The organism is Dysgonomonas termitidis (assembly GCF_042654545.1).
In the GTDB taxonomy this organism is placed as follows: domain Bacteria; phylum Bacteroidota; class Bacteroidia; order Bacteroidales; family Dysgonomonadaceae; genus Dysgonomonas; species Dysgonomonas termitidis.
This window is the reverse complement of sequence record NZ_JBHSGN010000105.1, coordinates 25,767-50,221: the sequence shown is the minus strand read 5'-3', so window position 1 is coordinate 50,221 and position 24,455 is coordinate 25,767. Positions and strand designations below refer to the sequence as shown.

At 39.8% G+C, this 24,455-nt stretch carries 20 protein-coding genes and 1 tRNA gene; 5 read left to right on the top strand and 16 right to left on the bottom strand.

The genetic code is table 11. The features are described 5' to 3' along the window. Nucleotides 1-235: 235 nt before the first annotated feature. From ACFO6W_RS18025 to ACFO6W_RS17995, 7 genes are all read right to left on the bottom strand, one after another. Entirely contained in the window at nt 236-778 is a 543-nt protein-coding gene (locus tag ACFO6W_RS18025; RefSeq protein WP_379998959.1) for a hypothetical protein, read from the bottom strand. 39 nt (nt 779-817) lie between these two features. After that, complete coding sequence (locus ACFO6W_RS18020) at nt 818-2,479, bottom strand: SusD/RagB family nutrient-binding outer membrane lipoprotein (protein WP_379998957.1); 1,662 nt, start codon at nt 2,477-2,479, stop codon at nt 818-820. 13 nt (nt 2,480-2,492) lie between these two features. After that, complete coding sequence (locus tag ACFO6W_RS18015) at nt 2,493-5,657, bottom strand: SusC/RagA family TonB-linked outer membrane protein (protein ID WP_379998955.1); 3,165 nt, start codon at nt 5,655-5,657, stop codon at nt 2,493-2,495. Between the two features lie 76 nt (nt 5,658-5,733). Beyond that, the gene (locus ACFO6W_RS18010) at nt 5,734-6,048 is read right to left on the bottom strand and encodes a hypothetical protein (RefSeq protein WP_379998953.1); all 315 of its coding nucleotides are present in this window, start codon (nt 6,046-6,048) and stop codon (nt 5,734-5,736) included. Nucleotides 6,049-6,379: 331 nt separating this feature from the next. Then, the gene (locus tag ACFO6W_RS18005) at nt 6,380-7,528 is read right to left on the bottom strand and encodes a porin (protein ID WP_379998951.1); all 1,149 of its coding nucleotides are present in this window, start codon (nt 7,526-7,528) and stop codon (nt 6,380-6,382) included. 34 nt (nt 7,529-7,562) lie between these two features. Then, on the bottom strand, nt 7,563-8,219 hold the full coding sequence (locus ACFO6W_RS18000; protein WP_379998949.1) for a SanA/YdcF family protein: 657 nt from the start codon (nt 8,217-8,219) through the stop codon (nt 7,563-7,565). Continuing rightward, nucleotides 8,219-9,085 carry a nucleoside phosphorylase gene (locus ACFO6W_RS17995; RefSeq protein ID WP_379998947.1) on the bottom strand — a complete coding sequence of 289 codons (867 nt, stop codon included), beginning with the start codon at nt 9,083-9,085 and terminating at the stop codon, nt 8,219-8,221. The genes ACFO6W_RS18000 and ACFO6W_RS17995 overlap by 1 nt, the downstream gene beginning before the upstream one ends. 172 nt (nt 9,086-9,257) lie before the next feature. On the opposite strand from ACFO6W_RS17995, the gene ACFO6W_RS17990 reads away from it, so the two are divergent. Then, a complete protein-coding gene (locus tag ACFO6W_RS17990; RefSeq protein ID WP_379998945.1) occupies nt 9,258-10,097 on the top strand; it encodes a sugar phosphate isomerase/epimerase family protein in 840 nt (279 codons plus the stop codon). Between the two features lie 32 nt (nt 10,098-10,129). After that, complete coding sequence (gene rlmH, locus ACFO6W_RS17985) at nt 10,130-10,603, top strand: 23S rRNA (pseudouridine(1915)-N(3))-methyltransferase RlmH (protein ID WP_379998943.1); 474 nt, start codon at nt 10,130-10,132, stop codon at nt 10,601-10,603. 56 nt (nt 10,604-10,659) lie between these two features. On the opposite strand, the gene fabG is transcribed toward rlmH, so the two are convergent. The 4 genes from fabG to ACFO6W_RS17965 all read right to left on the bottom strand — a co-directional run bounded on the left by fabG (nt 10,660) and on the right by ACFO6W_RS17965 (nt 15,772). Next, complete coding sequence (gene fabG, locus ACFO6W_RS17980; protein WP_379998941.1) at nt 10,660-11,406, bottom strand: 3-oxoacyl-[acyl-carrier-protein] reductase; 747 nt, start codon at nt 11,404-11,406, stop codon at nt 10,660-10,662. Between the two features lie 38 nt (nt 11,407-11,444). Next, nucleotides 11,445-12,035: a TetR/AcrR family transcriptional regulator gene (locus ACFO6W_RS17975; protein WP_006801063.1), complete on the bottom strand. Its 591-nt coding sequence runs from the start codon at nt 12,033-12,035 to the stop codon at nt 11,445-11,447. A gap of 492 nt (nt 12,036-12,527) precedes the next feature. After that, nucleotides 12,528-14,480 carry a glycoside hydrolase family 97 protein gene (locus tag ACFO6W_RS17970; RefSeq protein WP_379998939.1) on the bottom strand — a complete coding sequence of 651 codons (1,953 nt, stop codon included), beginning with the start codon at nt 14,478-14,480 and terminating at the stop codon, nt 12,528-12,530. A gap of 101 nt (nt 14,481-14,581) precedes the next feature. Continuing rightward, nucleotides 14,582-15,772, bottom strand: coding sequence for a glycoside hydrolase family 76 protein (locus ACFO6W_RS17965; RefSeq protein WP_379998937.1), 1,191 nt, complete (start codon nt 15,770-15,772; stop codon nt 14,582-14,584). Between the two features lie 580 nt (nt 15,773-16,352). On the opposite strand from ACFO6W_RS17965, the gene rlmD reads away from it, so the two are divergent. After that, complete coding sequence (rlmD, locus tag ACFO6W_RS17960; protein WP_379998963.1) at nt 16,353-17,768, top strand: 23S rRNA (uracil(1939)-C(5))-methyltransferase RlmD; 1,416 nt, start codon at nt 16,353-16,355, stop codon at nt 17,766-17,768. A gap of 14 nt (nt 17,769-17,782) precedes the next feature. On the opposite strand, the gene ACFO6W_RS17955 is transcribed toward rlmD, so the two are convergent. Genes ACFO6W_RS17955 through ACFO6W_RS17945 form a run of 3 tightly spaced genes read right to left on the bottom strand, consistent with a single transcriptional unit; the run spans nt 17,783 to nt 20,535 of the window. Next, the gene (locus tag ACFO6W_RS17955; RefSeq protein WP_379998935.1) at nt 17,783-18,931 is read right to left on the bottom strand and encodes an endonuclease/exonuclease/phosphatase family protein; all 1,149 of its coding nucleotides are present in this window, start codon (nt 18,929-18,931) and stop codon (nt 17,783-17,785) included. Further along, nucleotides 18,915-19,802, bottom strand: a complete 888-nt coding sequence (locus tag ACFO6W_RS17950) for a rhomboid family intramembrane serine protease (RefSeq protein WP_379998933.1) — start codon at nt 19,800-19,802, stop codon at nt 18,915-18,917. The genes ACFO6W_RS17955 and ACFO6W_RS17950 overlap by 17 nt, the downstream gene beginning before the upstream one ends. Continuing rightward, the gene (locus tag ACFO6W_RS17945) at nt 19,783-20,535 is read right to left on the bottom strand and encodes a rhomboid family intramembrane serine protease (protein WP_379998931.1); all 753 of its coding nucleotides are present in this window, start codon (nt 20,533-20,535) and stop codon (nt 19,783-19,785) included. The genes ACFO6W_RS17950 and ACFO6W_RS17945 overlap by 20 nt, the downstream gene beginning before the upstream one ends. Before the next feature lie 228 nt (nt 20,536-20,763). Between ACFO6W_RS17945 and ACFO6W_RS17940 the strand changes: the two genes are divergently transcribed. Beyond that, entirely contained in the window at nt 20,764-21,030 is a 267-nt protein-coding gene (locus ACFO6W_RS17940; RefSeq protein WP_006801109.1) for an HU family DNA-binding protein, read from the top strand. Nucleotides 21,031-21,460: 430 nt separating this feature from the next. Beyond that, on the top strand, nt 21,461-22,246 hold the full coding sequence (locus tag ACFO6W_RS17935; RefSeq protein ID WP_379998929.1) for a hypothetical protein: 786 nt from the start codon (nt 21,461-21,463) through the stop codon (nt 22,244-22,246). 341 nt (nt 22,247-22,587) lie between these two features. Here the strand turns inward: ACFO6W_RS17935 and ACFO6W_RS17930 are convergent. Continuing rightward, a tRNA-Ser gene (locus ACFO6W_RS17930) sits at nt 22,588-22,674 on the bottom strand. 81 nt (nt 22,675-22,755) lie between these two features. Beyond that, nucleotides 22,756-23,763 (bottom strand): aspartate-semialdehyde dehydrogenase, encoded by a 1,008-nt coding sequence (locus tag ACFO6W_RS17925; protein WP_379998927.1) that lies wholly within the window; start codon nt 23,761-23,763, stop codon nt 22,756-22,758. Nucleotides 23,764-24,455: the final 692 nt, after the last annotated feature.

Here is a 24,455-nt window from a genome sequence, read left to right as displayed (position 1 = left end):
TAATATCAAATGATTATATAAAAAAATAGTCGGAAGATATTTCTTCCGACCACTCCTGCCGGGCCCGGTCTCTTTTAGATTTGATGCATCCCTGCATTAAAAAGTGTTTGTATGAATTGGATGCAACATTATAAGGGGTGTATCCCGTCCCCTATTTCATTCTCGATATTTAAATAGCCCCTTCTCCGATATTAGGAGGGATTGGGGCTATTCAATATTATGCAATTGTTATTTATCAAGGAGTAGCATTTGTAACGGAATATTGCACACGATAAGAGAGCTTTCTGCTACCCATCTGCCAACCCGCAAAAGCCTGATTGTTATAGACTCCTGTATACTGGTTCCAACCCGGAATTACTTCTCCGCTTTTTAAAACAACATTCAGCGTAAAAGTCAATGTTTGGCCAAGAGCCGGAGCTGTCTTTCCGAATTTACTATACACATCGGCAATATTAATGGTAATTGTTGATGGAAAACTAGTAATAATATCCACAGCAACCTGACTGGTTGTCTTTGTACCGTCATTCAGCACTGCCAGCAATTGCGCGCGATCCATCATCGAATAATCACCTTGTTGAGTAGGGATAGCCACGTCTACCTGATAGTTTCCGGTTGTTTTCCCATTTATGAGGGTGTTGTCACTTCCATTGGTCTTAACAATATCTATGACCACCCCTCTTGTTACTTCATCTATCGGGAACGGCAAATCTTTGTCACAACCTGCAGCAACCAAACAAAATGAGATCGCTGCTATGATATACAAATATATTTTTTTCATGTTTCTTTTAACTTTAAATTATGTATCAATCGCTTTGTCTTATTTATCCCAGAATATAAATTTAACCGACACATCTGTTTTTTGCTTTATGTTCGGATTGAGATCTACTTCTGTAGTTGCGGGATAATACAAAGATCTGGGAAAAGATGTAAGCAAGCTAATCGGTACCCGTGCCGGAGAGTTAGTTGTAACAGTAGGATTTACACCATATTCCGGATCTGCCGTATTGGCCGGATTGAATAATCCCGGATAACCTGTCCTGCGATAATCCGTATAAGCATCTATCGGAGAAAAGAAGTTTCCTATCCATTTCTGGCTCATGATGATTTCCAGTTTTCCTGCGTCAGAGGCTGCATCATATTTGCTAAGTACTGCAGTTGTAAAAGCATCTCTGTCAGTAGCCGTTATTGAAGGAGCATTTTGCATTGCTGCTACTGTATTCACATGCGCAATAGAAGCGTCTATTCCTTCCTTAAGCAGTTTTTTTGCATCTCCGGCTATCTCTCCGGTAAGTACAAGTTCTGCCAATATGAATTTAAGTGAATGGTATGTAATGAATTTAACAGGAGCAGCACCATTTCCGGTAGTTGCAGAAACTGCGCCGCCATTACCGTCATCAAATTTTCCGCCACAAGGATAGATGCCGATCTTACTCATCGAGCTGGACTGATCGCCGGAGTTATTAGAACTATTGTCTGCAAAGAAGATGGAAAGGAAATTACCTTCACGATATGAGTGATTGTTCTGTGCATTCTGACCTGTTTTTAACTGATTATAGAAATAATACGGAACTCGCGGGTCAACAATTCCTGCAAACGGATTTTTGGTATTATTATAAGTCAGGCCCTTCATCATTTCATAGAAGTAGGGGCTAATATAGTATGTTGTACCTCTATTGGCATATTCAGCGACAAAAGCAGGATGGCGTTCATCAGGACTGGTTTTCGAAGTGTACCAGAATTGAAAATCTTCTCCGGAACCTATAAATTTATTTGCTGTTGCCAAATCTGATAATTTTTTTTGCCAATCAGTAATATCGGATTTTGCATTCCGTGTTTGTAATAGCAACTTTAGTTTGATGGTATTAGCCAAACGAACCCATTTGTCTTTATTTCCATTATAGAAGAAATCATCGCTTGCCGGAGCATAGGCATTGGCAGCGTTCGTGTTTTGTATATCAGCAATTCCTTTTTCCAATAAATCAATTGCAGAATTATATATGAAATCACTTTTATCAACTTTAGGCGCTTTTATTTCAAATATATTGAATTCAGAATAAGGAACGTCGCCCCAAAGATCAGTCATCATTGAAATTGTATAGGCTTTCAATATTTTTGCAATACCTGCATAAATCAAATTACCATCTGGTTCGGCAAGTTTAATAATAGCATCAAAGTCAGCGAGTGAATAATTGTAGAAATAATTCCATGAATTATAGATATTATTTGCTGTTGGAGACATGCCATAATTTTGTACCTCGCGTGATACTAAATGATGAGTATAAGAAGATAAACTATTACCGATAAAGTTTCCTTGTCCAAGTGCATTAGTCATATATCTTTGGCTACCTGACAACATTTTTGAAAGCTCCGGGGTAGTGGGGCTATTCGGATTATCATTGATATCCAACCAGTCTTTGGTACATGATGTAACGAAAAGAAGGGCGAATATTATTAATAAGAATTTTATTCTATTTTTCATTTTCTCTAATTTTTTAGAAAGTTAATTTCAGGTTCAATCCTATTCTTCGTGTAGTAGGGGCTGTTTCTCTGTCGATTCCCTGTACATTTCCAACACCAAAAGAGTTTGATCCCGGATCATAGTTCATATATTTCGGGAATCCCGGAGCATAATGCCATAAGTTTCTTGCAATTACAGAAAAGCTGGCTGAACCAATGAATGTTTTCCTTAACCAGTTTTTTGGAATTTCATAACCTAAAGAGATCTCACTCAGGTGGAAAACTGTAGCGTCGAAAGTGCTGAATTCATGTACACCGTTCATTGCGAATGTAGGGCTGACACTTGATGATGCAAACCACATATTATTCTCATTGATTTGTACAGTATTCGGTATCTTATTACCGTTTTCATCCAGATATGGCTTGCGCGTATTCGGGTTAGCCAGGACGCCTGGTAGAATACGGGTTCCTAAGCGGTCTTCATTGTATTTGGTTACACCCCGGCCTAACATATCGCTAACCGGACCTGATACGATAACCCCACCTACACTCATATCGAACATAAAGCTGAATGTAACTCCTTTATATGATATCGTATTTGTAATAGCTGATTTAAAGTCGGGGTTAGGATCACCTAATTCACCTAATTCGGTATCAACCATATAACCTCCGGTAGCAGGATTTATTAATGGATTACCTTCTTCGTCACGGGCAATTTTAGTTCCGCGAAGAATACCATAAGGGGAACCTGCCTGCATGGTAGGTTGTGGTTCGCTGGTTGATCCGGTCGACAATGTAACGCGTTCCATACCATCCGTCAAAGAAACGACTTTACTCTTATTATGAGTAAACGTTGCAAAAATATCCCATTTAAGAGAGTTTCGTAGTTCGATTGGCGTCGCCGAAAGTCCTATTTCTACTCCTTTGTTGTTTATTTTACCAAAGTTTGTATAATATTCGATCAAGCCTGTCGAACGAGGGTAACTGATAGGTGCAATCATATCTTTGATTGTCCTGGTATACCATGCAAAATCGATTCCTACACGGTTGTTAAAGAACTTCAGTTCCGTACCGACTTCAAACTCAGTAGTAAACTCCGGTTTTAGCTTCTCATCATAGATAGCTGTCGGATATAACATAAGCGGACGATCGTCGAAAGGCGAGGCCTTGAGGTATGTTCCGTTTTTATAATAAGGAGATGCGTCATTACCTACCTGTCCCCAACCAAGGCGCAGTTTACCGAAACTAAGTATCTCGGGTTTTATGTCGAAGGCTTCGGTAAATATAAAGGAGCCTGTAAAAGCCGGATAATAATAACTGTTATTATCCTTTGGCAATGTGGACGAATGGTCGTTACGCATTGTTGCATTCAGGTAAAGATAATTTTTATAACCAAATGTCACATCGGCGAACATAGCCCATAGTCGTCTTCTTGTATAGTTTTCTGTTGCTGTTTGTGTCAATGCGTTATCCAGATTGTCGATGCCTTTGTATATCATTCTGGTACCGTCTACTGTGGTTCTTCTTGTGGTGCGTTGATTCACATTGTGTCCCAATACAGCTTTGAGGTTATAATCCGTTCCAAAGTCTTTGTTGAAAGTAAGTACAAAGATCGATTCCAGTTCCTGTGACTTATAATTATCTTTCAATATATATCCTCTTCCTGAACTTGCAGCAGAGCCGATATTAATAACTTGCCTTCTTTCCAGTTCATATTGATTCCATCCGAATGTATAATCGAATGATAGCCATTTGGTGAATTCATATCCGGTATTTACTGTTGCTACAGTACGGTCATTTACCGAATTTATTGTGTTGTATTTCCATGACCAAAGTGGATTGTCAACTCCGCTAAGCGGGAATAAATTAGCTCCGGTAAGCGGGTTTTCATAAGGCAAGGAAGTATCGAAGTTTCGTGGCAGAAGCAACGTCCGGGCAAATGAACTAGCCGATCCGGTATAACTTCCCGCCCCAAAGAATGGTCCATTCTGAATAGTGCGGCTATAAGATAATGTCCCTCCTACACGGATACCATTATCAAGTTTTTGATTTCCTCCTGCACTGAATGACGTCCGTTCAAATTCAGAGTGAGGGATATATCCATCCTGGTCAGCACGGGATACGGTCAGATTGAAATTCCCTTTGTCATTGTAACTTACAATGTTCGCGGAAAGGTCTAATAGGCCACCTGTGCGGAATAAATTCTTTACGTTATTAGGATAAGCTTTATACTCCTGTGTCGCCCCTAATTCCGGGTAGGCTGCTAGGTAGTTGCTCCATGTAGGGAACGTTTCCAAGTCGGAGAAAGCTGGTCCCCATGAACCATTGGCATTTGAGTACAAGAAATCCGATCCCGGGCCGTATGTATTTTGGTAATCAGGCAGAGAAGCGACCGTTTCCCATGCATATGACGATGATATAGTTACTTCAGTTCCTTTCTGGGACTGACGTTTCCTTTTGGCACCCGATTTTGTTGTAATCAATATTACCCCGTTTGCAGCGCGTGAACCATACAGTGCCGCTGATGCCGCACCTTTAAGAACACTCATGCTCTCAATGTCATTCGGGTCTAAGGTAGAGATCCCCGTTCCATAAGCACCTGCAGAAGTTAGTCTGTTGCCGGTGGTAACTTCAGTATTACTGTAAGGAATACCATCCACTATATAAAGAGGATCATTGCTTCCGTACATAGAAGAATTACCACGGATAGACACCTTTGTACCACTACCTGCAACAGATGACGATGAACTTATCTGTACTCCCGGGATTTTCCCGTTCAACGAACGGAATAAATCGGGTTCTGCTTTTTGGACAGCATTACTCGGATCAACTTTAGCAACTGCATAGCCTAAAGCTTTGTCCGACCTGCTGATACCCATGGCTGTAACAACGACTTCTTCTAATACTTTATCGTCATTCTCCATTACCACTCTCATGTTCTGAGATGGTTTTGCTTCTACTGTTTTCATTCCCACCAATGTGAATACCAGTGTATTTTTTCCATCAGGTACATTAATGGAAAACTTACCATCCAGATCAGTTATTGTTCCAACAGTAGTCCCTTTCACTACAACTGAAGCACTAATAACGGGTTCTCCATTACTGTCTACCACAGTACCGGAAATCCTCGTTGTTTGTGCTACTATAAATCCGACGCTTAGCAATAAGCAGGATAAAATTAACACCACTCTTTTCTTCATAATAATTGTAATTAATAGCTAAATATTATTTTATATCAACTCGACATTTTATTTGGAAACATTTCTCTCAGCTTAATTATATTTTTGTGTAAACACACAAAAATCTTCTTCTGGAAATCAATTTGTTTCCAAAAGAAGATTTTTTATAATAAAATGGCAGATAGATATTTCTTGTTATATCCGATCTGTTGCTTTTCTGATTTTTTTTTGTTAATATGTTCTCTCTCTCTCTCTCTCTCTCTCTCTCTCTCTCTCTCTCTCTCTCTCTCTCTCTCTCTCTCTCTCTCTCTCTCTCTCTCTCTAATAAAATAGAGCTAACCTCCAAATTTTCAACCGAAAGAATGAAAGATAAATTTGATACTTTTTTGTTGATTTGATACTTTAGGGCCATATTAACAGAAGTTCATCTTGTTATTACCATTTTGAGAAAAAGAGATTAGGCACAGCTAATCATATGGTTAGTCTCTACTCCAGATAATTCGTTTTTGGTTTAATATGACAAATATATTAAAATATTTTAACGCTAGCGTAAATAAGTGTTATCTTTTTACAAATTAAACAATAAATAAATGAAAAATTGAGAATAATGAATCCTTATCAATTATTTTTACTCTCATATTTCCGGCAGGCTATCGGTGTATAGCTTCTTTTAGTTACCACTCTTATTTATTGCTGTTTATTATGATTTATGATCTTTTTTTTGACTTTCTCGCCCGCCAATTTTAAAATACGATCTGCATTTGTCCCAGAACAATATTCGAATTTGGTGCGTCCCACTTATTTGAGTAGTCGGAATAGGTGTAGTTCAGTTGGAAACGGCACGATTTATAGAAGTAATAATTTACCCCTAAGGTATAATCCATCACTTCGCTATTTATATTCTTATTCTGATTCAGATAATCGATCTTTGCGAATGCGTTGAGCTTCTCCGGAATGAAATACCATAATCCCACGCCATGAATACCCTCCTTGGCTATACCGCCATCGTTGGCCTTTATCCATTCTGCGCGTGCATATAACCTGTTGTTTTTATAATCTGAACTGATAATCCAACGGTTCCGCACATGGTCTTCTTGCTCGCTTTCTCCGGTCTTTCTGTAAGTAGCCTCGCCAAAATACCCGCCACCGCCTATGCGGAATCCTTTTACAGGTTGTAGCATAATATTGGCTGTAAAATCCTTCGAATTATTTGTTTCACTGGTAACGAGGCCTGTCCCCTGATATATTCCCAGTCCATATTCGAGAAGATGATGAGTACCCTTATTGATGAGGTTTCCGGATATCTTTATACCCATGTCGCGCCCGGCGTTATTCTTATTGTTTTGTAATTTTAAAACATCATCTCCCATACCTGCAAGTGCTGAGACAGAACGGGTATTGGTGATCGACTCCAAAGCAGTAAGAGAGAATTGATTTTCGAGGGAAAAAGGTGTTTTCATTTGCCCTACCCTGAGGTTAAAACTACCTGAGGGAGTCCAGTCGACATAATATTCTGTTAACGTAGGATTTACAAATTCCATCATCGCAAAGTATTTGAAATCTTTAAATATCTGCCCTTGCATATGTAAAAAGACAACTCTGGTGCTCAAATCATGCTTTACCTTGTTTACATCGCTATACTTATACAGCAATAAACCGTATCCCCCGAATTGCATATATGGCGTGTTAAATGCTTGTCTTATTTTTTCTACAGACTGGGTAAATGAATTATTCTGACTATCCTTATTTGATGATGCCCTCAGCGAATCAGCCTCATCCTGTGTAAGTATATTCTTTTCTACTAATTTTTTTAGAAGTTCTCTGTTCGGATCTTGCGAGTAGGCCAAAGAGCATGCTGTAAATAAAGAGAGTGCGAGTAGAAGTTTCTTCATAAAGTCTTTTGAATGGTTTTATTGTTTATATAAATTAATTGATGTTTATAGGTTCTCCAAGATGTTTTGGCCCTTTACCTGTAATGATATCGACAAAGACTTTCACCCGTGCGAATAGTTCCCTTATTTTTGTCCGGTACGAAAAGCGATTCAGATCAATATCCTTCGCGTTATACCCATATGCCTCCAATCCGTAATATTGAGCCAGGAATACGGCTCTCTCGTTATGAAACTTCTGGGACACGATAATAAAAGATTTTTGTCCGAATATTTCGCTCATCCTCACCACCGAGTCGAGTGTGCGCAGTCCGGCATAGTCCATGTATATAATATCTCCGGGTACTCCGGCCTCAACTAAAGCGTCATACATATCCTGGGCTTCATTGTAGTCTTTTGTGCTGTTATCTCCACTCACAACAAAAGCCTTTACCTTTCCGGCATCGTATAATTCTTTGGCTGCCTGGATACGGTATGTGAAATATAAATTTTGGCGGCCTCCTATATACCTGGCCGCCCCCAATACCAATGCGGTTTTTTGTGCGGGAATGCTGTCTGTGTTATTGTAGACATAATCTTTGGTGTCATGGGGGATTTTCCAGTTAGCAAAAAGAACAGCCAATCCAATAATTATCAGATGAATAAGTATTATCAACAAAACTTTGGTTAATTTCTTTTTCGTGTAAGGCTTCATTAAATGCGGTCTAGTACTTTTTTAATTAAATCTTCAATTGAACCTTTGTAATTCGCGTTTGATTCTCCGGCAAGGCGATTGGCGATAATGGTACACACAGTCATGGCACGATGTCCCATCAATCGTCCCAATCCAGCGAGTGGGGCACTCTCCATCTCATAATTGGTTATCATATCTTCTCCAAACCGGAATGTCTCTATCTTGCTATTCAGATCAGGATTTGCCAAAGGTATGCGTACATACCGCCCCTGCGGGCCATAAAAGCCGATGGCGGAAATAGTTACACCTTTTATCATGTCATATCCGATTTGTTCCACAAGACTCTCATCAGCTTTGACTACATAGGGCGCACAATGCTGAGGGTTCCAGCCTACATGTTCTTTGAATGCCGCTTCAAAGTCGTTCAGAGTAATGCTGTTTCGTCCGTCATAATAGTTTAGCACGCCGTCGAATCCTATCGATTTGGCTGCTACTACATATGAACCTATCGGGCAGTGTGGTTGCAATCCGCCCGATGTTCCTACCCGCACCATCGTCAGTTGCTTGAAGTCTTTTTTTACTTCCCGGCTATTGAAGTCCACATTGGCTAAGGCATCCAGTTCCGTGAGGACAATATCAATATTATCAGGCCCAATGCCGTGTGATATGGCTGTTATGCGTTTACCTTTGTAAGTCCCGGTGATAGTATGAAACTCACGGCTTTGTATATTGCATTCTATGTTATCAAAAAACGAAGCGGTGAGTGTAACTCTTTCAGGGTCGCCCATCATTATTATTTTATCCGACAGTTGCTCCGGTTTTATATGCAGATGGAATATACTGCCATCAGTATTGATAATCAATTCGGAATCAGGTATTATTCGCATAGTATTTCTATTTAGTATTTCGAAATGCAAAGATATGGAATTTTGTCCATCGGGGAGATTGTAAACGATATAAAGTAAAAGACATACAAATCTGATTTTATTTTTAACTTTGTAAAATACTGACGGGTTATTCTTTCCTTATAGATAAATTTAATGTTAAATGATAATAACCATGAAAAGAAAACTAAGCGTATTTTTATCAATTATTTGCAGCTGCATACTTCTTTCCGGTAGCGGCCTGTATGCAAAAGAACCGGAAAGGAACTTCAGGGATGACGGAGAACTGTTTAAAGTTGCCATTGCGGGTTATACTTTTGTTAACTTCAACTTAGATGAGACATTGAAGATGATGCAGGAAGTAGATGTCCATTATCTGTGCATTAAAGACTTTCATCTGCCCCTAACCAGTACCGATGAGGAGATTGCAGCTTTTCATGCAAAACTTGCAGCTCATAATGTCACCGGATATGCCGTTGGGCCTATCTATATGAAAACAAAGGAGGAAGTAGACCGCGCTTTCGATTATGCCAAACGGGTAGGGGTGAAGTTAATCGTTGGTGTTCCTGATCTCGAGGTATTGCCCTATGTAGACCAAAAGGTGAAAGAGTACGGCTTCAAGTATGCCATTCACCTGCATGGTCCTGATATCAAGCTATACCCGAATGCTACGGATATATACGAGAATGTGAAAGATCTGGACCCGCGTATTGGTATGTGCCTCGATATTGGTCACGACGCCCGTGACGGACAAGATCCTGTTGCCGATCTGAAAAGGTATAAAGACCGTGTGTTTGATATTCATATGAAAAATACAACTGCAGCCAGCAAAGAAGGTAAAACAGGGGAGATCGGGCGTGGTATCATAGATATTCCTGCATTTGTGCGCATGCTTCGCGAAGTAAGATACGACGGGGCTTGTAGTCTGGAATACGAGCGTAATATGAAAACTCCTTTGGCGGGGATAGCCGAATCTATCGGATATTTCAGGGGAGTGATAGATGCGACCAGGTAAAAACCTTATTTTTGCAGGCTAAAATTATTCTAATGAAAATTACCCTTCTTGTCATAGGCAAAACTGATGCCGGATATTTCATCGATGCAGTGAGTGAATATCAGAAGCGGCTCGAGCATTATATTCCTTTCGAAATTCAGGTTATCCCTGATATAAAGAATACGAAGAGCCTTACTGCCGGTCAGCAAAAAGAAAAAGAAGGCGAGCTTATCCTCAGGAACCTGCAAGCGGGTGACTATCTGGTCTTACTGGACGATAAGGGGAAAGAATACACGTCCGTGCAATTCGCAGCCTATATTGAGAAGAAGACACATACAGTGGCCAGACGTCTTGTCTTTCTCATTGGCGGCCCTTATGGCTTTTCGCAGAATGTGTATGATAAGGCGAATGAAAAGCTGACCCTTTCGCGTATGACTTTTTCGCATCAGATGGTGCGCCTGATATTTGTGGAGCAGCTATACAGAGCTATGACAATTCTGAATAATGAGCCATATCACCATGAATGAAATTAAGAACGGGTTCAGCTATAAGTTGAACCCGTCTCCTTATATAGATATAAATCTTACATATTCATACCGCCGCAAACAGGAATAGCCTGTCCGCTAACATACGAAGAAAGGTCAGAACCTAAGAATACAGCTACATTAGCCACATCCTCCGGAGTACCGCCGCGACGCAACGGAATTTGTTCCGCCCATTTTTGTTTTACTTCGTCAGACAATACGCCTGTCATCTCTGTAATGATGAATCCCGGACAGATACAGTTGGCACGGATACCTCTTGAGCCAACCTCTTTAGCTATCGATTTGGCCAATCCGATCATACCGGCTTTGGATGCGGAGTAGTTTGTCTGCCCTGCATTACCGGAAAGACCTACAACTGAGCTCATATTGATAATGCTGCCACCTTTCTGTTTCATCATGATAGGAGTGATGGCATGGATGAAGTTGAATGCCGATTTCAGGTTGATATTGATAACCATATCCCATTGTTGCTCGCTCATACGCATCATCAGGCCGTCGCGGGTAATACCTGCGTTGTTTACAAGGATGTCGATCTGACCAAAGTCTTTCATTATTTCTTCTACCACTTTATGCGTATCTTCGAAGTTTGCGGCATTAGAAGCGTATCCTTTAGCTTTTACTCCGAAAGCGGCGATTTCCGCTTCAGTGGCTTTTGCGTTATCATCTATCGCTAAATCGGTGAATGCAACATTTGCACCTTGTTCTGCATATTTTAGGGCAATGGCTTTACCTATGCCGCGGGCTGCACCTGTAATGACAGCGGTTTTACCTTCAAGTAATTTCATAATTTAAGATGTAAATTAAATATAAATTCAGTTGATAATCATTTCTTCTTTTTGATCCCTTCGAATATCAGATAGGCGATATTCTCACGCTGAGACTCCGTTTTCAGACTTTCTGCTCTTATCTGCCCTCTTATATAAGGTACTTCCAGGCCTTTGAGCGCATGGTGAAGTATTTCGGCAGTGGCTTGTGTGTCGGGCATTTCGAAGGTGCCCTCTTCTACTCCTTTGGTCAGTATGTCATTGAGTACCTGTATCTCCTTTATGTCAAATGATTTGCGTACGTTCTGCACACGCCAGATGTCACGGAAGAAGTCGGCTTTTAAGGTGCCGTTTCTCACTACGACGTTCTTTACCGCGTCGAACCGGGTATAAAAGAAAAGGAGAAGCTTTTCGTCGGCAGGAAGTTTTTTGCTCGCTACCGATTGCAGGGCGTGGTACATCTGGTCGAGTTCGGTTTCCAGAACTGCCTGATAAACTTCATTCTTGTTGTTGAAGTATGTATATAATGTGCGGCGGCCCTTATGCGAAGCCACAGCGATATCGTTCATGGTTGTGTTATCCACACCCAGTTTTGCGAATAGTTGACGAGCTACGTCAATTAATATATTTCGGGTTTTGTTTATGGCCATATATTAAAACTGCACACAAATATTCTAAGTGTGCAAATTTAGCATAAAAATATTGAATATATAAGATTTTAGATGTTTTTATCAGTTTTTCTTAAGAAATACGAGAAAACGGAATCTGGACACTTATATTGCAAAAGGTAACAAAAGTAACAGATATATCAGTTAACAATCAACAGTGAACAGTCAACAGTTAGCAGTAAACTAACTTGTAACTCGTAACTGCCCGCAGGGCGAAGTAACTTGTAACTATTAAAAAAGGTAACAAACGTAACAGTTTTTTCAGTGAACAACTTGTATCTCGTATCTTGTTTACTTGTAACTCGTAACTGCTTTAATCAATCTTTCAAAGAGCTCCGGCAAATGTATAGATAAAGAAATCCCTGTTTTATGCAAACAGCCTCATATCTCTTATAAAATAAATAACCTCAAGCCAGAGGCCTGAGGTTATCTATCGTAAATAATAAAAGATTAACTGCCCTTTGTTTTATAATCTTATTCTATTACAGCAGCAAAACCTCCGTTTCTTGCCATATTGATCTTAATCTTATCCCCGGATTTCACACCAGTGCTCTTTTTTCTGTAGTCCATTGCCTGCCTGCCGGCATTGATACCATCCTCAAATGATGTCATTGTATATGTTTTTCCATTGTTGAGAAAGCTCAGGTCCAGTTCAAACTCACGGGAGGTTTCTTTATTGTTAGTCATTCCTCCGATATACCATTTATCTCCTTTACGCTTAGCTACAATGGTATATTCCCCAACCTGCGCAGCCAAAGCTTTAGTTTCATCCCATGTGGTAGGCACCTGTGTGATAAACTTTGTACAATCTTCATTGCGGTAATATAAAGTAGGATTATCCGCTAACATTTGCAGCCCGCTTTCGAAGATCACAAATAGCGCCAGTTGGTAAGCGCGTGTTCCTATACTGGCGGAATTCGGCCTTTGTCCGCAATATACATTTGGCTGCATGCTGATCATAGCCCCCGGCGTATAATCCATAGGCCCTACGGCATTACGCATAAACGGGAAGTAAACACTGTTGTCGGGAGTACAACCGCCCATCTGTTCCATTCCTCTTACACCCTCATAAGAGAGTACATTCGGGTATTTATATTCCAGTCCTGCCGGTTTGAAAGAACCGTGAAAGTCGACCAGGATGTTGTGCTTCGCGGCTTCTTTAGCCACTCTTTCATAATAGTTTACCATCCACTGATCGCTCCTGTCCATAAAGTCGATTTTCACACCTTTCACGCCCCATTCCTGAAATGTCCTGAATATTTCGAAATTGTTTTCTACAACCAGCCATGTAAGCCAGAGCACAATCCCTACATTCTTTTCTTTTCCGTAGCGGATCAGTTCATGTACATCTACTTTCGGATTCGGTGTATAAGGGTCGCGCGTACTCATTGCCCAGCCTTCATCCATAATAATATAAGGGATTCCGAATTTGGAGGCGAAATCTATATAATACTTATATGTTTCCAGGTTGTAGCCCGCTACAAAATTTACATCCGGGCCATAAGGCGACGCATCGTTCCACCATTCCCAGCTTACCTGTCCGGGCTTTATCCATGAAATATCCTGCAATTGGTTTTTGGTAGCAAGATTATATGTCATGGTGTTTTCTATCAGTTGCTTATCGTCTTTTGTTATCACAAAATAGCGCCACGGGTAATTCCTTTTTCCGGAAGTTTTGGCTATATAATCGGCCTCTCTAAGCAATTTTACGCTGCGGTCACCGTCGTCACCAAATTCGAGGGGGACTTTGGGGAATACCGATTGCATACCGTTAGTGCCTGTGCCTTTAAGAAACAAGCATGGATAGTCGGACAGGTCGGATTCGGAGATAAGTATTTTGTATTGCTTTTTTGTATCTATCAATACCGGTAGTACAGCCATCTTATCGGAGGCTTTCCAGTCTTTGCTTTCGATGTGTGTATATGGTTCCTCATATGCAGTTTTGAAACTACCCGGTTGTTGCAGATGCAGCAGGTATCCGGCAGGGAAATTCACAACGAGGTCTTCACCCAATACTTCTGCTTCCGTTTTCTTATTTGTGATAAAACGGTAAGCGATCCCATCATTGTATGCACGGAATTCAACTGAGTAATCTCCCTTGAACGTTAGCAGGAGCTGGTTATACTCGTCTTTCACCGTTGAAAATTTCAATGGGACAACAGGTTTGCTTTCCGATTTTACCTGCGACCGTTTTTGTTTCGATAATTTGGGGTTTTGTCCCAGTATTCCGTCCCTCAGGCTTAATTGCAGATAATTATTTTTTAATAATACATCATTATTGCACGAAATGTCATAATATATCCTGTCGGATATATTTAATGACACTTTCAGTGCCCCGTCCGGAGACGACAGTTCTGTTTGCTTCTGGGCGTAAAGGCACAACGCTAAGCAATTCATGAATAAAACCGCAAGTAAAATTTTTTTCATTCTGGTCGTTAAATTATAAGGGGTGTTATTGAGTTATAAATTAAGAATTATAAGTTACATGCCACTCACACCACTCTTCATTCTTAATTATTAATCCTTCATTATTTTATAGCTCCTATCCGCGCATACATTTCAATCATGGCGGCCTGAGTCAACAACCATTTTTTGTCATCCTTCTTTTTCCCGCTCCAGTCTGTATTGAAAAGTCCGTTATCGTCACGTGTGTGGGTCCATGCATAGTCCAGATTCTTGTCGAAGGTATCTATGTATATCTTGTTGTTATCCAGATGATATAGTTCTATAAAACCTCTGAGCATAACGGCTATAAACCATACATCACCCTTTTTCAGTAATTTGAACTGTTCGCCATCCGGTGAGGTGAAATCATTAAAGAAATGATTATAGCACGAACTGGCTATATTCTGTGCTTCGGAGAGGTATGTTTCATCCTTTGTAAACTTATATAAGAGCGCCGCAGATTGCATCATCTGCCCGCTGTTGTAAGCATATTTGGCTTCGCCTATTTTGCCGTTGAGCCCTATGTTGTCATAATAAAGATAATCTGATGTATCCTGTAAGTGTTTTTTTGTCCAGTCATACAGGTTTTTTCCTAAATGGAAATATGTACTGTCTTTTGTAGCTTCGAACAGTTTTAAAGCAAAGACGGAACCCGGGGCGTTCGAACAGGTATTTTTGGATTCTTTTTTCTGTTCGCACCAATAGATACCACCATCCAGCTTGTCGTCGATACCACTGGCAACAAAAGTCCAGATCAGTTTGGCCTTGTCAAGGTATTTACTCTCGTTGGTCATCATATAAGTGTCCGTAAAGTCTATACCCAGCCATACATTATCATCATAGAACCGGTCGGACTGCGGAGCTGCGTTTATATATGAAGCGTATCCCGGAGGATTTCTTTTCAGATCGAAATATTCTTCCAGTCCCGGCAGCACTTTTGTATCCAGTATTTGCTGGTATTTTTTGTCCTTTGTGGCTTCAAACAGTGCATTGACAGCAGAGAATGTGCCCGAGTAAGGCCACAGGTAAGAATACTGATTAGGTGTATTGGCCTGTTCTGATGAAGCCAGATACGTAGCAGTGTATGCTTCGTCGAACGGATAATTTTCCCGCAGCAGGTTGGTATTGGGAGCCGAATAGTTCCGGTAAAGAGAGTCCAGTGTGATTTGCGCTCTTTCCTGATTAGATACGGTGTTTGATACTTCCTTTTTGCTACAGTTGCTAAAAGCGCAGACGCTGATAATTAAACTAAAAAAAATGTACGTTCTTTTCATTTACCTTATTTTTGTTTTGTTGAATATTTTATTGAATAAGCTCCGGCATCCCGGTGGATATGACATCTGTTTGTTTTTATACCGGGGCGAAACGAATGCAGTAATAAACCGAAACCGGCCCGGATATAGGTATTAAATATTAATCGTTAATTTAAGAGCACTTATTTGCAAAATGATGTATATGGGCAAATATCTTATTTAAAGATTAAAGCGGCCATGCATAATGATGACAAATAGATTGCAATAATACTAAAATTATGTGATATCTGCAAGAGGATCTTAGCTGAGATCATTTGCGCCGGGTCTGTTGGCCAGAACCCCGGGAGACAGCAAAAAAACACTCCGGCAAATACTTTTTATACTTTATTTTCCAGATCTTCAAAACATACATAAAATTGTCCGTTTATTTCTATATGTATGATTTTACATAAAACTGACCGGATACATGCCGGCAACTGATAAGCATCAGCTAAAAGCCGGAATATGTGATAGCCTTTATATCCATAACTTACACTTATTATTCATAATTCCTAACTATTTCCCTATCTTTGCATCCATTTCCGAAACTAAAGAAACATCAATGAGCCGAAAGAAAAAAGAGCTTCCTCTGATAGAGAATGTACAGATTATAGATGTAGCCGCTGAAGGCAAGGCCATAGCCAAAGTAGATGATCTGGTCGTGTTTATCCCGTATGTAGTACCGGGCGATGTAGTCGATTTACAGATCACCCGTAAGAAAAATAAGTATGCAGAGGGTAAACCCGTCCGCTTTGTAACATACTCTCCTGACCGGGTAGAAGCATTCTGTGAACATTTCGGCATCTGTGGCGGATGTAAATGGCAGATACTGCCATATCCGGAGCAGTTGAAATTCAAACAGAAACAGGTGGCCGACAACCTTACCCGCATAGGGAAAATAGAGCTGCCCGAAATTCAACCTGTCCTGGGTTCGGAAAAGACAGAGTTTTACCGGAATAAGCTGGAATACACTTTCTCGAATAAGAAATGGCTGACCTTGGAGCAATTACGTTCGGGAGGGGATTTCGCAGAAATGAATATGGATGCGTTGGGCTTTCACATTCCGGGAATGTTCGACAAGGTACTGGATATCAATAGATGCTGGTTGCAAGATGATGTTTCGAACCAGATACGCAACTTTATCCGTCAGTACTGCCATGAAAAAGGATATGCTTTTTTTGACCTGCGGAACAGGGGAGGATTGATGCGCAACCTGATAATCCGCACATCTACTACCGGCGAATTGATGGTTATCGTTGTATTCTACGATGACGGCAAACAACAGCAGGAAGATTTGCTGAAAGCCATCGCCGATAAGTTTCCTCAGATTACGGCCCTGCTGTATATTATCAACCAGAAGGCGAATGATACGATCACCGATCAGGAGGTGCTGACATGGAAAGGCAATGATTTTATCTATGAAGAGATGGAGGGGCTTAAATTTAAAATTGGTCCGAAATCATTCTATCAGACAAATAGTGAGCAGGCTTATAATCTATATAAAATTGCACGGGATTTTGCGCAGTTGAACGGGGATGAGCTTGTGTATGACCTATATACCGGAACAGGCACAATCGCTAACTTTGTCGCGCGCCGGTCGAAAAAGGTCATTGGAATAGAATATGTGGAAGATGCTATTGAGGATGCCAGGTTCAATTCGCAGAACAACAAGATAGATAATACACTGTTCTATGCCGGGGATATGAAGGATATACTTACACAGGATTTCATTAATGAACATGGCCGTCCGGATGTAATCATTACCGATCCTCCGCGCGCAGGGATGCATGACGATGTTATCAGGTCCATATTATTTGCCGAACCCCGGCGGATTGTGTACGTGAGCTGTAATCCGGCGACTCAGGCCAGGGATCTGTCTCTATTGGACGAGAAGTATAAAGTTTCGAAAGTTCAGCCGGTAGATATGTTCCCCCATACTCATCATGTAGAGAATGTGGTTCTGTTGGAGATACGGTGATCGAGGAGTGAAATTTACTTGAAGGCGAGATATGTCCACACAGGGTAGTGATCGGAATACTTAACCTTGTCTACTGTGCAATTATAGGATTCGAAGGCGCGGGAGTGCAGTATAAAGTCTATTCTCACCCAGAAGTAGTTTTCATGATAAGTTATCCCTTGTCCAAAACCCGAATTTGCGTATGAGTCCACCAAATCGCCCTTCATCGTGCGATAGGCGTATGATATGGGCGTATCATTGAAGTCGCCGCATACGATGGTTGCTTTGGCATCCTGCTTATCCATAAAACTTCTGATAAGGTTTACCTGCGATTCGCGTATCTGATATGCTGCACCCAATCTGTCCTGAAGGGTACTGGCCATTTCGTCGAACGATTCCCTGTCCCTTGTTTTCAGAAAGTCTTTATAGAGTTTTTTGTCTTCAGTGGTCAGCCTGTTCGACTCCAGATGGTTCACGACAAGGGTGACAGTGCGGCGGTCTATTTCCAGCTTGTGTATAACAGAGCCGTTGTAAGTACTTTGAATAGGTACCTTTATTGATTCTGTGATAGGGAACTTTGAATAGCAGGCGATGCCGTAAATATAAGACTTTTTTGCCTTACCCGTTTTCCCTAATTCGGTGATAGAACGGTATGGATAGTCCTTCATTATCTCGTTCAGTTCCTGCACTGAAATGATACTGCCATTACTCTTCTTGGTTGATACGGCAAACTCCTGAAAACAGACAATGTCGGCATTGCTTTGTGTTACATAGTCCAGAATCGGGTTATTCCGGGCTTTGTTGCCTGTCAGCCAGTTAAACCCCCTGACATTATAGGTGAGCACCTTAATACTGTTTTTGGGGATGTCTTTTTCTTTTGTTTCCATATGTACGGGGAAACAGGTAGATATCGGTTGCCAGCAGGCCAGGATTACAACAAGTTGTATGACAGCATACTTCCAGCGGAAGAAAACAGTCCAGAGAATGAGATAAGCTATATTAATAAATAGCAGGATGGGAAATATCAACCCTAAATAAGCGATGAGGAGAGCTTTGGAGGGAACCACCGACCATGCTAATAATGATAATAGTAATAAAATAATTGCTACAATGTTGGTTGCAAAGACCGTATACTTAATAACTCTGCCGATCTTCTTCCCTAAGAGATTACTTGTTGCTGGCATCGAATAATCGTTTTTTTTCTGCTGAACTAAGGCTGTTATAGCCTGAGGCCTTAAGCTTATCCAGAATGCGGTCTATTTCTTCGGATTCGTTATATTTTCGCTGATTATATTCGTAGTCCGTTTGGTTCTTGTACTTCACCTTCATTTTAGGGTTGGTCTTTGATTTAGGCTTTGTTAAATTGGCAATAAAATCTATTATTCTGTTGACCCAGCGAGTGATGTCCTTTCCCTTCAGATATTGCTTCGCATATATATATCCCATTAATGCGCCGCCAATGTGGGCTATATGACCTCCGGGATTACTGGTGCTGGTAAGGCCGATAAAATCGAGAACAAAGATTACCAAAGCTATATAGATGATTTTTATCCGTCCCAGAAAAAGGAGCCCGATTTCGGTATCAGGCCGATAAAATGCAACCGCAAATATGATTGCCATTACCGAAGCTGATGCTCCGATCATCGGAGCCTCGTTCATAAGCACAAACATCGGGACCGTATTGAATGTCAGTACGAAAAGGGCGGCTCCGGCCAATCCTCCGAGTATATATAAGCTGCCAAGGCTTTTGGCATTGAAATACGAAAGAAATATCTGTCCGAACCAATACAGCATTAACATATTGAATAGTATATGGAAAAAGCCTTCATGCACAAACATATATGTTAAAGGTGTCCAGAAATGCGTCTTCAATAATCCGGGTTGTGCCGGTATGGCTATATAGCTGATAATGTAATCAGTAATATCTATATTGAACAGCTTGGTGATGTTGACCGCTATCAATATCAGGAAAACGCATATATTGATGACGATCAACCGTATCAATACATCCTTTCGCTTAAGTATCGGTTTTATATTATCCGAAAATATTCCCATTTGTAGTAAATCCTTTTTTACGCCAGTAAAGTAATATGATAAGACCTGTTATTAGTCCTCCCAGATGGGCAAAATGTGCCACGTTATCACCAACCCTATCCACAATACCTAAAGAAAGCTCTATGACTCCGTATCCGATAACGAACCATTTAGCCTTGATTGGTATCGGTGGAAACAAGAGCATTAGCTCTGCGTTGGGAAACAGCATCCCGAACGCTACCAGTATTCCAAAGACTGCGCCTGACGCGCCCAGCATTGGAGTATTGATAAGTACGAATAAATCCTGTATTGCTTCGTGATCATTTACGTTTGCCATAATACTGGTAACTCCGGCTTGCACTTGTGATACTATATCAGGAGATAAACTTCCTTCGATACCTCTGATCCGGAGGTAGGTCACTAATATTTGCAGGGCTGCCGCTCCTATTCCCGTAATAACATAATATACAAAGAATTTCTTAGGCCCCCACACTGTTTCCAATACGCGTCCAAACATAAATACGGCGAACATATTGAAAAATAAATGGCTAATACTGCCGTGCATAAACATATACGTTATGATCTGGTGAGGCATAAAAAGGGAGGAAGAGATATAATGAAGAGACAGGTAATCATTCAGGTCCACTACATTCTTCAACATTATAGTTGCGAAATATGCTAATACATTTATGATAAGCAGATTCCGTGTGACAACCGGAATGGAACCCATAAAACCCGCACTATTCTGATTCATCTTATTTCCTTAAAATTTGTTTATCCAAAGCCCAAAAGTACTTATATTTTTTCTTTTTTATTCTAAAATGAGGTCTACATTTAGATATTTTGCGATTTGGTGTGAGTTTTTCCCTATTTTTTTTATGATTATTAAATAAAACACTTATATTTGGGAGCTAGAAATAGAAGATGGAGAAAAACGTAATTTCAGTTATATAATGTTTAATTAATCATTACAAAATTTATTATGAACAAGACAGAACTTATCAATGCTATTGCTGAAAAATCAGGCTTGAGCAAAGTAGATTCTAAAAAAGCGCTGGAAGCTTTTATCGAATCAGTAACAGGAGAAGTTAAAGCAGGTGGAAAAGTAGCCCTAGTTGGTTTCGGTACATTCTCTGTAACTCAAAAAGCTGCTAGAAAAGGGATTAATCCTAGAACTAAGGCAGTTATCAATATCCCTGCTAAGAAAACTGTTAAATTTAAAGCTGGTGCTGATTTAGCTGCATTGTAATTTAACTATTACATCTCTAAAAGATAAAGAGCAGAAAAGGTAGTCCTTTTCTGCTTTTTCTTTATAAGAAAAACGGTAAACAAACGGTCTCTGATAACTGTCCTAACAAACTTAAACAGCCGCTTCGGACATTAATAGCGATTTAAATAAGTTCTTTACAGATATACAGGTTATTTTCAAAGAATAAAGAAAATGGAATACAAAATAGAATACATACCCGGAAACAACTAAAAGACGAATTTAACAGAAAAGGAAATGTGAACTTCTATACTACAGGAATCGCTATGCAAAAGTGTAATTTGACGATATGACTTTGTCATAAGAAATAGTATCATAACTATATTTTTACATTCGCTATAATATAAAATGCAGCAAAAAACACCAATATTGCATCATATAAATATAGACACTAATTAAAAATACATACACTATGAAAAAAATGCTTTGTTTTACATTGTTAATGATTGGATGCATATTTTATTCCTGTGATGATAATGACAGTGGTTTAAAGCCTATTACGCTAAAGGACCAGGAAAATACAACAATCTCGTTAATGTATCCTAACGATACTAAATATAGTTTTCCGATACAAGGGGGAGATGGAAATTACTCTGTAAAATCAGAAAATGAAGATATAGTCAAAGTCAACATGATTTCAACTATAGATTTTAGTATTGAGATTATTGGTTTAGGAGAAACTAAAATTGCCATAACTGATAATTCTCAAAACTCATTGATCCTGAATGTTATTGTGGATTATGAAACTCATAGTTATATTGTAAAGCAACAAAATGTAAAAGTAGTTGGAGGAGATTTGACCGAGAACCAAAAAAATGCAATTATTGAAGCTCAACTTGCTAAAATACCGGTAAAAGTAGATGGAGGTTATAAATTTATCTTTACTGATAGACTGAATGGCAAAGGAGAAGCTATCATTTATACAGATACATACGGTGGTAATAAAAAGGTGGAAACTTCTTTTGAAATGAAAGAACATGGTAACGAGAATTTTACAGAAGCTTATAAATGGGGGTATGAAATAGATTTTAGCGTTGAAAAAAGAATATTCGTTCTTGGAAGATATTATCCAACAACAAAAGCGACAGAAAAATTCCCAATGGCTTTAATGGAAGATGTTACTCAAGAAGTACAAAAAGAATTTCCAAAAGCAGAGTTGGTTATTACATCTCAACTCATTGAAAAAGTATTTTATTAATATACTTTCATATAGACTTAATAGCCCTGTATCATAAAGTATGGGGCTTTATTATTTTTTGCCATAAAAAAAGTGATATTCAAAAATGTGACCGGTTTATTTGTCGTTGAATCAATCGTTTAAATGATTCTTCGCTTAATTGATATATTTAAACAGTTACACTTTTAGTGGTAAAAAGCTGAAAGCGGTTATGATTGGGCGGTATTGCCAACTGACAAATGGATAATTGTATCGGGGGTAATGTTTTTATAGTCAATTGTAAATCAACGCTTATTATGATTTTACACCATAAAAAAGCGACCCTGCGGTCGCTTATAAATCCGGTGAAATTTTAACATTTGCGGAAGCGGGGGGATTCGAACCCCCGGTACAGTTACCCGTACGTCAGTTTAGCAAACTGGTGGTTTCAGCCACTCACCCACACTTCCTGAAATCGCAAAAAGCATCATTTTGCTCAATTGCGATGCAAATATAATTGTTTGTTTTGATTATACAAACAAGTTTCCTATTTAAATAGCTTTTTCTTTTATCAAATATTCAGCTATCTGTACGGCATTCAGTGCTGCGCCCTTCTTTATCTGATCGGCCACCACCCAGAATGTCAGCCCGTTCGGGTTGGCGATATCTTCACGGATTCTTCCTACATATACAGGGTCCTTACCTGCCACAAACAAAGGCATTGGATATTCTTTTTCAGAAGGATTGTCCTGTACGATCACACCTTCGGCCTTAGAGAATGCTTCACGGGCTTCACCGGGTGAAACCGGACGTTCTGTCTCTACCCAGATAACTTCCGAATGAGAGCGTAAAACCGGTACACGGATACATGTTGCGCTGACTTCAATATCGGAATGCATTATCTTACGTGTCTCGTTATACATCTTCAGTTCTTCTTTTGTATAACCGTTATCGGTAAATACATCTATCTGCGGAATCAGGTTATATGCCAGCTGGTAAACAAATTTCTCAACGGTAACATCCGTATTGTACGCTATTTGCTTAAACTGGTTGATAAGCTCATCCATAGCAGCGGCTCCTGCTCCCGATGCGGCCTGATATGTAGCTACATGAGCACGTTTGATATGAGAGATTTTCTCTATCACATTCATCGCTACCACCATCTGTATCGTAGAACAATTAGGATTGGCAATAATACCTTTCGGACGCACCTTCGCATCCTCTCCGTTTACCTCAGGTACTACAAGCGGCACATCTTTATCCATGCGGAATGCACTCGAATTATCTATCATTATCGCCCCGTGCTTGGTAATCGTAGAAGCAAACTCAACGGAGACACTACCTCCGGCCGAAACGAAAGCTATATCTATATCTTTGAAATCGTCATTATGCTCCAGTTGTTTGACTGTATACTGTTTATCGCGAAAGGTATAAGTAGTTCCCGCACTTCTGGCAGAACCAAACAATACTAATTCCTCAATAGGAAAGTCACGCTCGTCAAGAACTCTAAGAAATTCCTGACCTACAGCACCACTTGTGCCAACAATAGCAATTCTCATTTTTTTATCGGATGAATTTTTATAATAAATAAGAGTACAAAGATAATTAATTAGTTATTAATTATGGGTTTCGATTTCTTAGTTTTTACTATGCCAGTGTAAAAGCCGGACTATAACCCTTTTGTCCTAAAAATTCTGATTACCTTCTCCGATCTCTCTTTTTATATATATTTTCTCCAATGAACCCCGCGCTACTCCTCTTGCTCTGTGGTTTTAAACCCATCGCTAAGACGTAAAAAGGTAACAACCTTTACAGTGAACAGTTATCAGTTAACAACTCGTATCATAAGATGTAAAAACTTTGCACCTTTGCGTCTTTGCGTGAAACAAAATAAGACGCTGGCCAACCCGTAACTGCCCGAAGGGTGAATTAACCCGTAACTCTTAAAAAAGGTAACACTTTTTTCAGTGAACAGTTAACAGTTAGCAGTAAACAGTTAGCAACTTGTATCTCGTATCTTGTCTACTCGTATCTCATATAACTTTCAACTTATTACTCAATACTTACTACTCGTTAAAAGGTAACAAAAGTAACAGTCTTTTCAGCCTTTGTGCCCTTTGTGATTTCCTTCGTGTACTTGGTGGTTAAAACTCTTTACCACAAGGGGCACAAAGATTTACACAAAGAACACTATATAAAAAGTAACAAAGGTGACAACTTTTACGCATTTTAATTATTGAATCCTTAAACA